Source organism: bacterium (genome assembly GCA_018812485.1).
GTDB lineage: Bacteria > JAHJDO01 > JAHJDO01 > JAHJDO01 > JAHJDO01 > JAHJDO01.
Genome location: JAHJDO010000062.1, coordinates 23,880 through 38,949 on the forward strand (window position 1 = coordinate 23,880; position 15,070 = coordinate 38,949).

Consider the following 15,070-nt stretch of genomic DNA (forward strand, 5'->3'; position numbering starts at 1 on the left):
CAACGATATGGAGAAGTACAAATTCGAAGCACGAAGCACGAAATCCGAAACAATATCAAATGACCAAAATACAAATGCTCAAAACAATGTTTTGAATTTTAGAAATTTAAATTTAGAATTTGTTTCGAGTTTCGGATTTAGAGTTTCGGATTTTTTCAACGGAATTTCTATTAAGAATATTCCAACAGGAGAGAAATTTGAGAAGAAAAATACCAGAGATATGTCTGTTAATTATTATCTTCTTTGTTCCAACAGCGGTTTTTAAGGCTGCGCATAATTATGTATTAATAAAGTTTGTCATAGCTCAAGCTATGGTGTTTTGTATCGTTCTATTATGGATATATAAGTTTCTCTCTCATCCAGAAAGCTTTCGGGACAAAATTTTCCCAGAATTCCCCAGATATTATTTGGCCGCTTTCTGTATATGGTGCCTAGCGTCATTCTTTATGGCAAGGAATAAATTTGCTGGCGCCACAGAACTGGTAAACTTATTTACATATGTTCTGCTCTATTTTGTGGTATTAGAAACATGTAAGTCAAGATCTACGTTTTTAAGAATTTGTTTTGTGTGGTTTTTAGCTACATTCATAGCAGAAGCTCCTACAGTGCTTAACCATTTCAGCATTCCTGTAATTCATAACTTGCCGCAATTATTTGGTAATCCTACATTCTTTGCCCCGTATATTGTTTTGTGCATACCTGTAATTCTATCTTTTATTCTATATTTTTTTGTGGAAAATTTAAAATTTAAAATTAAAAATTTAAAATTGCTTTTTCCTTTAGTGCTGTGTTTTATTCTAGTGGTAACCAGCATTATTTCCCTTTACAAATTAGAAGCGAGAGCCGCATGGATCGGATTTTGTGTTTCCATTGTGTTTTTTGCCTGCGCATTTGTCTATTTAAGGTGGGGTCTGGCTAAAAGTTTTTACTTATTTATTGGAGTAATTCTCTTATGCGCTGCTGCATGGCAGGTAAGATCAGAGTCAATAATGCGAGTTATTAATGAGGAACTGCTCACAGGAACTATTGGAATACGGAAGTGGATTTGGCTGGGATCACTGAAGATGTTTCTAGCCATGCCTTTTACAGGTTGGGGAATAGGTAATTTTGCCACGATTTATCCACAATTCAGATTCCCTGATTATTTTTTGAATCCACACGCTGTAAATGCAACACAGCACGTACACTGTGAGGTGCTTGAAATTGGATGCGAACTGGGAGTTGTAGGACTGGTGCTTTTTGTTGGAATTGTAGGTAGTATTCTTTTTCGAGGCATAAATATAGCAAGAAATACTGATGATAAACTCAGAAAGTATTTGCTTATAGGATTTGTATCTGGAGTAGTAGGTATGCTTTTTGAAAATCTGGGAAATGTAGATTTGAGATTTCATTCTTCAGGTATATTTCTGTGGTTTGCTCTGGGATGCGTGTCCGCTCTAAGCGGTAAAAAAAATCAAAAATCAAAAATCAAAATTCAAAATTCAATAAACGAAGACACAGAAAGATTTATTCTCATAGTAAACAGATTGAGAATTCCGGTTATAATTCTGTTTTCAGCTTTATTTTTATTTGTGTTTAATTATTTTTCAGTAAATCCATTGAGAGCGGAGGCATATTTTAGAAAGGGGGTTGAATGTCGCAACAAAGAGGACTGGAATAAAGCTATAAGTATGTATAAGAATACAATCAAGCTCAATAGAGGGCATCTTAAGGCATATTATCGCCTTGCATTTGCATATGCTAAGGTAGGGAAAACAGAAGATGCTTTTAGAGTATATTATCAGCTTGCTGAGCTAGCTCCGGATTATGCTGATATCCACTATAATCTAGCAAAGTTGTATATCAGTATTGAGGATTACAAAAAAGCTGCTAGAGAGCTAGAAATAGCTGTGAGACAGAATCCTTATAGTGATAAGGCGTTAATGGGCTTGGGAAATGCGTATGAAAAGCTGGGAAAGCTTAACGGGGCAGTTCAGCAGTATAAAAAGGCTGTTAAGCTTAATCCTGATTTTGGAGGGGCGCACAATAATCTGGGGAATATTTATATGATGAAAAAAGAGTGGGATGAGGCAGTTGAAGAGTATAAAATTGCCCTAAGGCTTATGCCGAAAGCTCTTGGTGTTGCTCGTAATTTAGGAGTAGCTTATTATAAGAAAGGGGATTACAAAGAATCCAAGAATATATTCAAAAAAATCCTGCATATACAGCCTGATGATAAACAGGCGTGTGATTATCTGGAACAGATAAATAAAGTGATGAGTAAACAGTGATTGGCCTAATTGTTCTTTTCGGATGTTTTTTGCGGTTGTATAAAATCGGTTCCAAAAGCCTCTGGCTTGACGAAGCATATAGTGTGTATATTACAAAGCTATCTCTATTTGAAATGCTTTCACAAATAATAAAAGCAGACATACATCCGCCGTTCTACAATCTGCTTCTGCATTTCTGGGTAACGCTTGGTAGTACAGAATGGTATGTGCGTCTACTATCAGCATTATTCAGCGTAATAATTATCTGGATAGTATATTTAATAGGCAAAAACTTATTTTCTGCAAAAGCGGGAATTATTGCGAGTCTTATAACTTCAATTTCTTCATATCAGATATATTATGCTCAGGAAGCAAGATTATATGCGCTTATTACACTTCTATGCGCACTGTCCCTTCTAGCTTTTATCCGTGCATTAAAAACACATAGCACAAAAACATGGATACTGCTCTGCCTTATAAACATACTTGCGCTCTACACTTACATATACAGTGCCTTTTTTATCATAGGGGAATATGTAATCGCTGTCTGGTTTTCAAAATCTGCTAAAAGCAGTATGAAAATAATTTTATTAACAATATTGGTAACATGTTTGGTCTTTATTCCAGAGATATTAGTATTGTTCAGCAGAAAGGCTGAAATAGTAAATCTCCTAAAGCCATTTGATCTAAGCAGTATTATAGTAATGCTTCCACAATTTATTTTAGGTTATTTTCTCTTACAAAGCGGACTTACTGCTATTATGGTTTTTATTTTATTTGCAATTATTATTGCTGTAGGCGTTTTCTATGACAGATATAATAAAAATATTTATTTACTTATATTATTGATTGTAATTCCTGTAATTATAACGATTTTATCTCCATTCAGAACAACGGATTTTCAATCCAAACATTTGATATTTATATCGCCTGTTATATATCTATTAATTGCTCATAGCGTTACTAAAATCCATAAAAAAAGCGTGTCTGCATTGGTTCTTATTTTTGTAGTGCTGTTAAATCTTGCATCTCTGAGAATTTATTACTCTCGGGATTTTGTAAAAGAAAACTGGAGAGATGTTGCATTATTTGTAAGTAAAAATTCCATGCAGGATGACATCATTTGTTACAACCCATCATATGCAGGATTTGGATTTGATTATTATGACAAAACTAGTTTAAAAAAATATGGTCTTAATAAAGATGATATTCCGCAAACATTATTAAATATAATAAAGTTAAAGAGACGCATATGGCTTATACAGAATTCGAGCCCTGTTGCTACTCCAAATCCAGAAGTTAAAGGAATATTCGAAAAAAATTGCGAAACTAAAATCTCAAAACATTATAATGGTTTTATTGGGAATATAGATTTGATGCTTTATAAGCCACAACAACCTTAGTAGTAATATAACTTACCAATCTGATAACTCTCTAAAAAAAAGTTTAATTTTTCTCTTTTGTGTATTATAATGCAAATTCAAATTTAAACTAGTAATCGTTAACTACTAAAAGGAGAAACAAGATGTCACTCGTACCGATGAGACAGATTCTGGATGAAGCAGAGAAAGGGGATTACGGAGTAGGGGCTTATAACGTCAACAATATGGAGCAGCTACAGGCAATAGTGTGGGCTGCAGACGAGACTAAGTCTCCTGTAATACTTCAGGTTTCAAAGACAGCACTTAAATATACAGATAAGAAGTTATTAGTTGCAATGGTTAATGTTGTAGCAGACACGTATAAGGATATTCCCATTGCTCTGCATCTGGATCACGGATCCAGCCTTGAACTGGTTAAAGAGGTTATAGATTTAGGTTTTACTTCTGTAATGATTGACGGCTCTCTGGAAGAAGATGGGAAAACACCAAGAAGTTTTGAAGGTAATGCTGAAATTACACAAAAAGCAGCTGAATATGCACATCAATTTGGGGTTACAGTAGAAGGCGAGCTGGGGACTCTCGGAGGGATTGAGGATGAAATAGCTGCAAGTAAGATTATTCTAACAGACCCGGATGATGCTATAAAATTTATTCGGCAGACAAAGGTTGACGCTTTAGCTCTTGCTATAGGGACCTCTCACGGAGCTTATAAATTCAAAGCAACACCAGTCTTAGCATTTGATATTGTAGAGAAGACACACAAGAATTGTCCTGATACAACTCTTGTTATGCACGGTTCCTCAAGCGTTCCTCCCGAACTAATAGAAGAAATAAATAAATATGGCGGAAATGTACAGAAAGCAATGGGAGTTCCTGTAAGTATGATTCAGAAGGCTATCAAGCTTGGTGTTAGAAAGATAAACATAGATACAGATGGGCGGCTTGCCTGTACTGGAGCTATAAGAAAATACTTTTCTGAGCATCCGGAAGTATTTGATCAAAGAAAATATCTTGGGGAAGCACGAGAAGCTATTAAAAAATGGGTAAAGAGTAAGATGATTGATTTTGGCTCCTCAGGACATGCTACTGACTATGAGCCCAAGACTTTGGAGGATATGAAAAATCTTTACTAAACTTGCTATTAGTGGCGGTCTTCCGACAAGAACTAGATCTTTTCCCACATGGCCTGTTTTTGGAGAAGAAGAAAAAAAGGCTGTTTGTGATGTTATTGACAGCGGCAAGTGGTGGTATGGAGAAAAAATCGCAGAATTTGAGAAAAAATTTGCTGATCTTCAGGGAGCAAAGCACGCTGTAACGACATGTAACGGGACAATTGGCTTAGAGATTGCGCTCATTGTTTGCGGGATTGGAGCCGGAGATGAGGTTATTGTTCCTGCTTATACATTCATAGCAACAGCAAGTTCTGTTCTCAAAGCAAACGCTGTGCCTGTCTTTGCCGACATCTCTGAACAAACCTTATGTATCAGCCCTGAAAGTATAGAGAAACTAATTACCGAAAAGACAAAAGCTATTATTCCTGTTCATATAGCAGGTCAGCCAGCTGATATGGATAGGATTAAGGAGATTGCAGCTAAGTATGACTTAAAGGTCATAGAAGACGCTGCACAGGCATGGAGCGCCGAGTGGCGCAATAAGGGAGTTGGTGCTATTGGAGATATAGGAGAGTTCAGTTTTCAAGCCAGCAAGAATTTGAATGCCGGGGAAGGAGGGATACTCTTAACAAATAATAGCGAACTTGCAGAAGCAGCCCGCTCATACACAAATTGTGGCAGAGGAAAGGGCAAAGCATGGTATGAACACTATACTCTTGCAGGAAATTACCGTATGACAGAGTTTCAGGCGGCGCTTTTACTTGTTCAGCTTACTAGGTTTGAGGGACTTGAGAACACACGCAGGAAAAACGCTGAGTATCTAAATAAAAAGCTCTCACAAATAGACGGGATACAAACTATACACACAGACACGAGAGTAACAAAAAGGCCTTATCATATTTATATATTCAAGTATCTTGAAAATAAGTTTTGCGGCATTCCAAGAGAGTTCTTCTTAAAGGCTCTTGAAGCAGAAGGGATTCCATGCAGACCCGGTTATCCATTTCCGTTATATGAAAATCCACTGTTTCAGAAAAAAGGGAAAGGACCTGGTTTTTGTCCATTATCCTGTCCATATTATGGAAAGGAAATAGACTTCTCCAATACTTCCTGTCCTGTTACAGAACGAATTTCTAAAAAAGAAGCAGTTTGGCTAAGACAGGAAATGCTTCTGGGAACAAAAGAGGATATGGACGATATTGTAAGAGCAATTAAAAAAATCAAAGAGAACGCTAAAGAGCTAAGAGGAGGATAAATGGCAAGACCTAATTATCAATATGAAAAGCGTATGAAAGATTTAGCAAAAAAGAAAAAGCGGGAAGAAAAAAGACAACGCAAGCTAGATAAAAAAAATTTAAAGTCCAAAGAGAGCCCTGATCAATCTCGCGATGACGAAGAAAAATAATAACACAAAAACTGCTCTGATTATTGGCGGAAGCCGGGGTATAGGACGAGCGATAGCTCTGCGTCTTGCTAGGTCAGGATTTGATATATGGCTGACTTATAAAAGCAACCATACTGCTGCTAAGAGGGTAAAAGAAGAGATAGAGAAAATAGGAAGAGCGTGCGATACTCTCTCTTTTGACGTTTCCAACTATAATGAGACCAAAGCTGCTCTGGAGAAAAGGCTAGACACTCACACTCCCTACATAGTTGTATATAACACAGGCATTACCAGAGACAATCTTTTGGTATGGATGACAAAGGAAGAATGGGATACGGTACTCTCTACAAATCTGGATGGGTTTTATAATGTAATGCACTTTGTTTTATTCCCAATGCTGCGGGAAAAACAGGGGCGCATCGTTGTTGTATCATCAGCTTCTGGACAAGTTGGCCGTGCAGGTCAGGCAAACTATTCTGCTTCAAAAGCAGGATTAATCGGCGCTGCTAAGGCGTTAGCGCTGGAGGTTGGCAAGAAGAATATTCTTGTTAATGTTGTTGCTCCGGGTGTTATTGAGACAGATATGATTGAAAATCTTCCTAAAGATAAGATACTTCCGCTTATTCCATTACAGAGGTTTGGGAATCCGGATGACGTTGCATCAGTAGTGAACTTTTTATGCACGGAAGAGCATATGTATATTCATGGTCAGGTCATTGGTATTAACGGCGGCTTGGCTCTCTAAGGTTATCTCGTATGAAACATACATGCCAACAAGTGGGCACAAAAGAGAATAAAAATCTTTCTGTCATTCCACGACTTGTTCGAGGAATCCAGCATTTTGTTTATTTTTATTGAAGTTTTAAGTATAGTACTTCTAAAGTAACAGCAAACGTTCAGTGGTTGATGTTGGCCAGAAAGGAGAAAACTGATGAAATTGTACCCTTGCACCAAGACGTTCTCTGCAACCATTATGTTATTGTTGCTCTGGGTCGTTGTTGTCTTTGGTGACGAAAGGATTCTGATCGATACGAAAGTAAACGACAAGCCTGTTTGCTTTGTCTTTGATACCGGCACCGAGTATTCAATCTTGTTCCGTGAGGCGGCTCAGCGCCTTGGACTTCGGGTGACTGATCCTCCTGAACACCTAGTCGTAGAGGCTGGCAAGGTAAAGATGGGGTTTTCGGAAGAATGTCGATTATCCCTCCTCGGCAGTACAGCAAATAAAATGAGATTTCGCATTTTCGACCAACCATCATATCTTCCCTTTAAGGTGGACGGATTCATAGCTTGGGCGAATCTGAAGAACAATATTTTTCATATCGATGCGGAGGAGAAGGAACTCACGGTGTTGGATGCTCTTTCAGAAGATATAGGACTGTGGACCAAATGGACTATTCGGCAGGATTCACGTTTGCTGGCGTTCCGATTGTCTGAAGGAGGGACAATCTTTATTGATACCGGTTCGCCCTACGGAGTTCGTCTTAGTCCGAAAAGGTGGATAGACTGGCGCCGCAAACATCCAAAGCAACCATCTACATTGACTGTATATTACGTGCCTGCGGACGGGCTCGTTATACATGAGGAATGTTGGGCTCAAGAACTTAGCGTCGGAGAGTTCTCAATTTGTAATATACCCGTCGCACAGTCTGCGCCATATGAAAGCCTCTTATTCAAAGACTATGAGGCTACGCTTGGCTTATTTGCTCTAACCCGTCTGGATATCATTATTGATGGCAAAAAAGGTAGAATTTACACAAGGCCGAACCCGAAATCGGCATCGCAATACCAATACAATAGATTCGGTGCTGTCTTCGTGCCGAAGGATATGAAGAGCAATGACTTGATTGCGCACGTCATAGATGGTAGTCCTGCACACGATGCAGGTATTCGGAATGATGACATTTTACTGAGCATAGACGACTTGGATGCTACGAAGTGGCGCACAGACCCAAGCGTATTACCGCTATCCCGTTTTTGGGGACGACCGGCAGGAACTAAACTGAAATTGATACTCAAACGAGACAAGAGAGCTTTTACGAGGGTTGTTCAACTCAAAGAGATTTTTGGCGAACAATCGTCAATTCTTCGTGCCCCATGAGAATTCGACTGGCCAACAAGACACTGGATCGGACGCGTAAACGCGCCGCTCATTTCGGACGTTATAAAAAAACAATTAAAATTTATGAATAGATTTTGTTGCAATTGCTTATATCATAGAGACAAAGAGCCATATAAAAATAAATATTGAAATATGTATGGTAGTATGGTATGGATAGAGTACATTTTGAATGGAATTCTGATAAAGATAAAATAAATCAGAAGAAACACGATGTTTCATTTGCAATAGCTCAATATGCGTTTTTAGATCCGAAACGTATAATTGCAAAAGATTTAAAACATAGCGGTAGCGAAGAGCGTTATTTTTGTATCGGTAAGGTGGATGATGAGATTATAACTGTTCGCTTTACTTATAGAGGTAATATTATAAGAATAATAGGTGCAGGATATTGGAGAAAGGGTAAGGTGGTATATGAAAAAAAGAATAAAATACACTAATGAACCAATAAGTCTTAAGGCTGTTGACGATTTTCTTCCTTCCCCTGAAGAACTTGTTTTAAGGGAAGAAAATGTCAAAATAACTATTGCTTTAAGCAAGGCGAGCGTAGAATTCTTCAAGAAACATGCGAAAAAAACTCATAATCATTATCAAACAATGATCAAAAGAATTCTTGATTATTATGTTGCGCATTATCAATAAAACCCACGGGTCAGGCATGCCTGACCCCTACAGCAATGACAAGAGAGTATTTAGATGAAAAAATATGACGACATAATTGTGGGAAGCGGTGTCAGCGGTCTAACACTTGCGCTTTTACTTGGCATGAATGGGCATAAAGTGCTGCTTGTTGAAAAAAACGCGCATATCGGAGGATCATTGAGGCGGTTTTATTCTCAAGGCATTCCTTTTGATACAGGATTTCACTTTACAGGCGGATTCTATAAAAATGGGATTCTTCAGGATATGCTGATGGTTCTCGGTATTAGGGATCATATTCAGCCCATTTATCTGTCAGAGGATAAAAACAACCAGTTTATAATTGGTCCGGAACAGACAACATATAATCTGCCAACTGGTTATCAGCGAATAATAGAAAAGATAAAGGAATACTTTCCTTGCGAAGAACATGCCATAGACAAATATTTTGCTATGATCAAGAATGTTTGTACTCATACTGCTGCCATGGATTTGCGTAAAATTTCTATGCCAACGACTTTTTTGGATGAGGATCTTTTAAGTCTTGAGGATGCTTTGAGACAATTAACTAATAATCACAAGTTGAAAGCGCTGCTGGCCGGATACAGCATGTGTTACGGGGTTAAACCTCAAGAGATTTCATTTGCCAATCACAGCAGAATTTGTTACAGCCTGTATGAATCCGTTGCCAGAGTAAAGGACGGTGGTGATGCATTTATCAGAGCATTTCAGAAACGTTTTGGAGAATTCGATATTGAAATTATGCTCGATAAGCATATTACAGAATGTGTCGATATCCAGAATAATTATGTAGGACGTTTTGTTCTGAATACAGGAGAAGAAATATCCTGTGACCAGTGTATCTTTACAATACATCCCAAGGAAGTATTAAAGACCTTGCCTAAGAACCATTTGAGCAAGGCTTTTGTTGATAGGGTCTCAGCATTTGAATCGTCAGCAGGGTTCTTTTCAGTGTATGGCGTTGTGGAATCTCCTAACTTAGCAGATGATTTTACCCCAACAATCACCTCTCTATTTCCAACAGCGGATATAAATCAGTTGCTCGATCCGGGAAATAGCGAGATGCCGGCTATGGTAATTATGCAGAATGCAGAAGAAGTAAATGGGAAATCCTATCATGTATTGAGCGCGCTTGAAGTATCTTTCCCTGAGCATGTAGAAGCATGGAAGCTTTCAAAGCATGGGAATCGCCCTTCTGACTACCTGAAATATAAACAACAACATGTTAGCAGTATCAAAGATCGTATTATCGAAAAATTCCCAGAGTATAAGGATTCTTTTAAAGTAATAGATTCTGCATCTATCCTAACATTCAGAGATTATTTAAATTCTCCCGATGGATCAGCGTATGGTGTGAAACAGAAGATCAGACAGTTTAATCTTTTTGGAAAACTTCCTCTTCGCAATATATATGCTGCCGGCCAGAGCTCTATGCTGCCGGGAGTGGTAGGGGCAATGATGTCTTCATTTATTGTTGGAAGAACTATTGTTGGAAAAGAAAAATATAATCATTTTATTGAGCAGAGATTATGCAATTAAAACGGGTAGTAATAACTGGTGTTGGAGCTATTTCTCCTTTAGGCAATGACGTTCCCGCTCTTACTGCGGGAATTGAACAAAGGAAAAGCGCTGTTCGTTATATGGAGGATTGGAACCAGTACATCGGCCTGCGCAGTTTAGTTGCAGCGCCTGCAGAAGTTAAAAATGAAAAATTAATACCGAGGCAGAACAGACGATCAATGGGAAGAATGAGTATTTTTGCAGTTCAGGCAGCGCAACAAGCTCTATCGGACGCTGATATAGACCGTGAAGCATTATCTACAGGAAGGATTGGATGTATTATTGGGTCAACTACAGGAAGCGCTCAAAGCCTCACCGAGACCTTTGAAATTATGATTCCAGCAAAGGATCTAACTCAGCTCAATTCAACAAAATTCTTTCAGTGCATTTCCCATACAGCAGCTATGAATGTATCTCAGTATCTGGGAATAACAGGCTGCGTTATGGCAACCTCTGCTGCGTGCGCGTCTGCATTACAAGCTATTGGAGCAGGCTGCGATCTGATCAGGTTAGGCAAACAAGATGCGCTATTATGCGGCGGTGCAGAAGAACTTCATCCAACTGTTACTGGATCTTTTGATATTCTCTTTGCAACATCAACAAATTATAATCAATCTCCTCATAAGACCCCGCGGCCTTTTGACATGAAACGGGACGGTTTGGTATGTGGAGAAGGAAGCGGGATACTTGTTCTGGAGGAGTATGAAAGGGCTGTAGCAAGAAAGGCGAAAATATACGCTGAAGTTATAGGATATCATACATGCGGAAATGGAGCTCATATCAGTCAGTCCAGCAAAGCTGGTATGGTTTCATGCATCAGTAATGCCTTAAGCAATGCGCATGTTGAACCAAAAGATGTTGATTACATCAATGCTCATGCAACAGCAACGGTCCAGGGCGACAAGGAAGAAGCTCAGGCAATAAGAGAGATATTCGGCGATCGTGTTCCAGTAAGCAGTTTAAAGGGATATATCGGACATACACTCGGCGCATCAGGAGCATTGGAACTAATTGCTTCTTTGGTAATGATGAAAAAAGGGTGCATATATCCCACTCTAAACCTTGAAAAAGTAGATCCGGATTGTGAAGGCATTTGTCATGTAATGAAACCATTAAGCAGAGAAATTAAAATTATGGTAAAAAATTGCTTTGCATTTGGCGGGATTAACGCAGCGCTGGTGTGCAAAAGAATGACTAATTCTAATGGATAAAAGATAGATAAGATGAGCGTTAGGGATTTGTCTAAAGGACAGGTTATAGTATATGAGAATAAGGTTGAAGTCAGGCTGGAAAAAGAAACTGTCTGGCTTGCACAAAAGCAGATGGCTATCCTTTTTGAAAAAGGAATTCCAACGATAAACGAACATATTAAAAATATTTACAAAGAGAAAGAACTGGATAAAAATTCAACTATTCGGAAATTCCGAATAGTTCAAACCGAAGGTGGAAGACAAGTAGAAAGGGATATAGAGTTTTATAATTTAGATGTTATTATCTCTATTGGTTATCGTGTAAAATCCCATTGCGGCACCCAATTTCGTATCTGGGCAACAAATGTGCTTAAGCAGCATTTGGTTAACGGATATACGATCAATGAGAAACGGTTAAAGTCTGCCCGGCATAAGTATCAGGAATTACAGAAATCATTAAAACTTTTAGGCAACGTTATTCAGATTGAAGCAGTTTCCGGTGAGACAAAAGGACTTATTCAGGTGATAACCGAATACTCACATGCGCTTGATATTCTGGATGATTTTGATCACGAGCGGCTTTCTGTGCCAAAAGGAACAAAACAGTCAAAATTTAAGCTTACCTATGAAGAAGCTAGAAAAATAATTGAGGCTATGAAGCGAAAATTTAAGCATTCAGCATTTGTTGGACAGGAAAAAGACGAAAGTTTCAAAAGTTCAATAGGGACGATTTACCAAACATTTGGCGGCGTAGACCTTTATCCAACCGTTGAGGATAAAGCAGCTCATTTATTATATTTTGTTACTAAGAACCACAGTTTTGTGGACGGAAATAAACGCATTGCAGCAGCGCTTTTTATTTGCTTCTTGCAAGGCAATGGGCTTTTAGTCCGTAAAGATGGAGATAAACGGATTGATGATAATACACTTGTAGCCTTAACACTTATGATTGCAGCCAGTAAAGCATCTGAAAAGGAGACAATGATTAAGGTAATATTAAATCTATTAATATAGGGGGAATTTGGAATGGATAAGCAGGAAATTATAGATAAAATAAATCGGGTATTTGAGGAATCCTTTGAGATTAAAAAAGAAAAACTCTTACCGCAAGCGAATATTTTTGAAGATCTTGGCTTGGACAGTTTAGATGTTGTGGACCTGGTTGTTGCCTTACAGCAGAAGTTTGGCATTAAAATACGCGATGACCAACGCCTCAGAAACATCCGGACACTTGAGGATATCTACAAATTTGTTCTTACTTTAAAAGATGAAGAAAACGCAGTTAATTAATTGGAATGAAGACCTTAGAGCTGATATATTTTAACATAGTGTTTTATACACTGTTCTTATCGTTCTCTGTGTTTAGTATTCCTATTTTAAGTTTATCTGTTATTTTTCTTGGTTTGTTTTCATCTCGCCGCAAGACTATGAAGCGATTTCGCAGAGCAATCAATTGGTACGGCAATGTAATTATCAGAGTTCTTCCGTTTCCTTTTGTGCGTTTCAGGTATAAAGATTATGCAAAGAATAAAGGCAGAGGTCCGTATATTTTTGTTTGTAATCACCGCTCCAGCTCAGATCCATTTTTAATTGGATGCCTTCCCTATGAACTTATTCAGATTGTAAATACATGGCCATTTCGTCTTCCGGTGCTGGGGATATTTGCAAGATGGGCGGGTTATTTGAATGTCAAGAGAATGCAGTTTAAGAAATTTTCCTATAAAACAATCGAGTTACTCGGACAGGGAGTTTCCATTGTTGCATTTCCTGAAGGAACACGTTCCAGAAATAAAAAAATCGGACAGTTTCACAGCTCAATCTTTCGCGTTGCCTTGCAAGCGCAATGTCCGATTGTACCTATATGTATTTCCGGGAATGAGAATATCCCTCCACGCGGATCACTTCTCTTGCATCAGGGAATAATCAGACTGCACAAATTGCCAGGTCTCGAATGGGAACAGTACAAGGATTTAGGACCGTTTAAGCTTAAAAACAAAGTGCGTGATATAATAGCTTCGGAGCTTGCTGTTATGGAGGATGGGGCATGAGAGATTTATATCGTTATCGTGATATAGCGTTTAGTTCGCCGAAAGAAATCCGAGAGATTCAGGAAAGGCAATTACAGGAACACATTGCATACTGTATCAAACATTCTCCTTTTTACAGCAAGGCGCTGAAGAATATCAAAGCTGAATGCAGTAATATAACGATTAATCAGCTATCAAAACTTCCCTTTACTGAGAAGTCTGATATTGAGCAAAATAATGACGATTTTTGCGCAGTTACTTCTGATAAGATTGTTGATGTTGTTTTATCTTCAGGAACAACGGGCAAACCGATCAGGATGATGTATACTGATTATGACTTAAAGCGGCTTGCCTATAATGAGGAAAGATCGTTTACGGGATGCGGACTGACTTCCAATGATACGGTGTTATTAACCTGCACAATGGATCGCTGTTTCGTTGCAGGTCTGGCGTATTTTCTTGGGATACGCAGTGTTGGCGCAGCAGCTATTAGAAACGGGCATAACAGTCTTGAGAGTCATCTGCAGATTATAAAACAAATGGAGCCAACAGCTCTTATCGGAGTTCCGAGTTTTCTGAGGAAACTGGGTTTGTACTTAAAGGAAAGCGGAATAGATCCTGATAAAACTGCTGTGTCCAAACTAATTTGTATTGGTGAACCGTTACGCGGAAAAAATCTTGAATTGTTAAAAGTAGGGGATGATTTGCAGAGCATATGGCAGGCACATGCTTTTTCCACATACGCTTCTTCTGAGATTGTAACTACATTCTGTGAATGTACTGCTCAGCAAGGAGGCCATTCCCTTCCTGATCTGGCAGTTGTAGAAATCATTGATAAAAACGGCACCGTTCTTCCTCCTGGTAATACAGGCGAAATCGTTATAACGCCAATGGCAGTAGAAGGAATGCCTCTGATACGGTTTAAGACAGGTGATGTAAGTTTTCTGATTGATGAGCAATGTTCTTGCGGACGATTCTCTTCCAGGCTGGGGCCGATTATGGGAAGGAAAAAACAAATGATGAAGATTAAAGGAACTACTCTCTATCCGCAGGCAATATATTCTGTCTTAGAAGAGATTGAGGCAATAAATGACTATTATGTAACAGTATCCGGAGAAAGCGAACTTTCAGATATCATAGAAATCAATGTATCAATTAATGATTCGTCATGCACCGCAGATATGATACAGGATAAACTTCAGGCGCGTCTGAGAGTAAAACCTGAGATAATAATCGTCGATTCAGAAGCCATTAAACAGAAGGTCTATGATCCAAAGTCGCGAAAGCCAATTCGCTTTATAGATAGGAGATAAATAAAACAGTGAGTTGTCACACCCCAATACCAAATTTCGAATTTGCACGAGAGGAAATAGAAGATGCAGTACGC

At 38.5% G+C, this 15,070-nt stretch carries 15 protein-coding genes; all 15 read left to right on the plus strand.

Annotated elements, in window-relative coordinates; genetic code table 11:
- Positions 1 to 197 precede the first annotated feature (197 nt).
- The 15 genes from KKC91_04900 (at position 198) to KKC91_04970 (ending at position 14,996) form a co-directional block, all read left to right on the plus strand.
- Positions 198 to 2,270: a tetratricopeptide repeat protein gene (locus KKC91_04900; protein ID MBU0477885.1), complete on the plus strand. Its 2,073-nt coding sequence runs from the start codon at positions 198 to 200 to the stop codon at positions 2,268 to 2,270.
- A complete protein-coding gene (locus KKC91_04905; protein ID MBU0477886.1) occupies positions 2,267 to 3,652 on the plus strand; it encodes a glycosyltransferase family 39 protein in 1,386 nt (461 codons plus the stop codon). Before KKC91_04900 ends, KKC91_04905 begins: the two co-directional genes overlap by 4 nt.
- Before the next feature lie 122 nt (positions 3,653 to 3,774).
- On the plus strand, positions 3,775 to 4,764 hold the full coding sequence (locus KKC91_04910; GenBank protein MBU0477887.1) for a ketose-bisphosphate aldolase: 990 nt from the start codon (positions 3,775 to 3,777) through the stop codon (positions 4,762 to 4,764).
- Entirely contained in the window at positions 4,754 to 5,998 is a 1,245-nt protein-coding gene (locus KKC91_04915) for a DegT/DnrJ/EryC1/StrS family aminotransferase (protein ID MBU0477888.1), read from the plus strand. Before KKC91_04910 ends, KKC91_04915 begins: the two co-directional genes overlap by 11 nt.
- Positions 5,999 to 6,148, plus strand: coding sequence for a hypothetical protein (locus KKC91_04920; GenBank protein ID MBU0477889.1), 150 nt, complete (start codon positions 5,999 to 6,001; stop codon positions 6,146 to 6,148).
- Positions 6,132 to 6,872 carry a 3-oxoacyl-ACP reductase FabG gene (gene fabG, locus KKC91_04925; GenBank protein MBU0477890.1) on the plus strand — a complete coding sequence of 247 codons (741 nt, stop codon included), beginning with the start codon at positions 6,132 to 6,134 and terminating at the stop codon, positions 6,870 to 6,872. Before KKC91_04920 ends, fabG begins: the two co-directional genes overlap by 17 nt.
- Before the next feature lie 186 nt (positions 6,873 to 7,058).
- Positions 7,059 to 8,228 carry an aspartyl protease family protein gene (locus KKC91_04930; protein MBU0477891.1) on the plus strand — a complete coding sequence of 390 codons (1,170 nt, stop codon included), beginning with the start codon at positions 7,059 to 7,061 and terminating at the stop codon, positions 8,226 to 8,228.
- A gap of 170 nt (positions 8,229 to 8,398) precedes the next feature.
- Entirely contained in the window at positions 8,399 to 8,686 is a 288-nt protein-coding gene (locus tag KKC91_04935) for a BrnT family toxin (protein ID MBU0477892.1), read from the plus strand.
- Positions 8,661 to 8,888 carry a BrnA antitoxin family protein gene (locus tag KKC91_04940; GenBank protein ID MBU0477893.1) on the plus strand — a complete coding sequence of 76 codons (228 nt, stop codon included), beginning with the start codon at positions 8,661 to 8,663 and terminating at the stop codon, positions 8,886 to 8,888. The genes KKC91_04935 and KKC91_04940 overlap by 26 nt, the downstream gene beginning before the upstream one ends.
- A gap of 54 nt (positions 8,889 to 8,942) precedes the next feature.
- A complete protein-coding gene (locus tag KKC91_04945; protein ID MBU0477894.1) occupies positions 8,943 to 10,445 on the plus strand; it encodes an NAD(P)-binding protein in 1,503 nt (500 codons plus the stop codon).
- Positions 10,436 to 11,677 carry a beta-ketoacyl-[acyl-carrier-protein] synthase family protein gene (locus KKC91_04950; protein ID MBU0477895.1) on the plus strand — a complete coding sequence of 414 codons (1,242 nt, stop codon included), beginning with the start codon at positions 10,436 to 10,438 and terminating at the stop codon, positions 11,675 to 11,677. The genes KKC91_04945 and KKC91_04950 overlap by 10 nt, the downstream gene beginning before the upstream one ends.
- A gap of 12 nt (positions 11,678 to 11,689) precedes the next feature.
- On the plus strand, positions 11,690 to 12,670 hold the full coding sequence (locus tag KKC91_04955) for a virulence RhuM family protein (GenBank protein MBU0477896.1): 981 nt from the start codon (positions 11,690 to 11,692) through the stop codon (positions 12,668 to 12,670).
- A 12-nt stretch (positions 12,671 to 12,682) separates the two neighbouring features.
- On the plus strand, positions 12,683 to 12,946 hold the full coding sequence (locus KKC91_04960) for an acyl carrier protein (GenBank protein ID MBU0477897.1): 264 nt from the start codon (positions 12,683 to 12,685) through the stop codon (positions 12,944 to 12,946).
- A gap of 137 nt (positions 12,947 to 13,083) precedes the next feature.
- Positions 13,084 to 13,704 (plus strand): 1-acyl-sn-glycerol-3-phosphate acyltransferase, encoded by a 621-nt coding sequence (locus KKC91_04965; protein ID MBU0477898.1) that lies wholly within the window; start codon positions 13,084 to 13,086, stop codon positions 13,702 to 13,704.
- Entirely contained in the window at positions 13,701 to 14,996 is a 1,296-nt protein-coding gene (locus KKC91_04970; GenBank protein ID MBU0477899.1) for an AMP-binding protein, read from the plus strand. The genes KKC91_04965 and KKC91_04970 overlap by 4 nt, the downstream gene beginning before the upstream one ends.
- Positions 14,997 to 15,070: the final 74 nt, after the last annotated feature.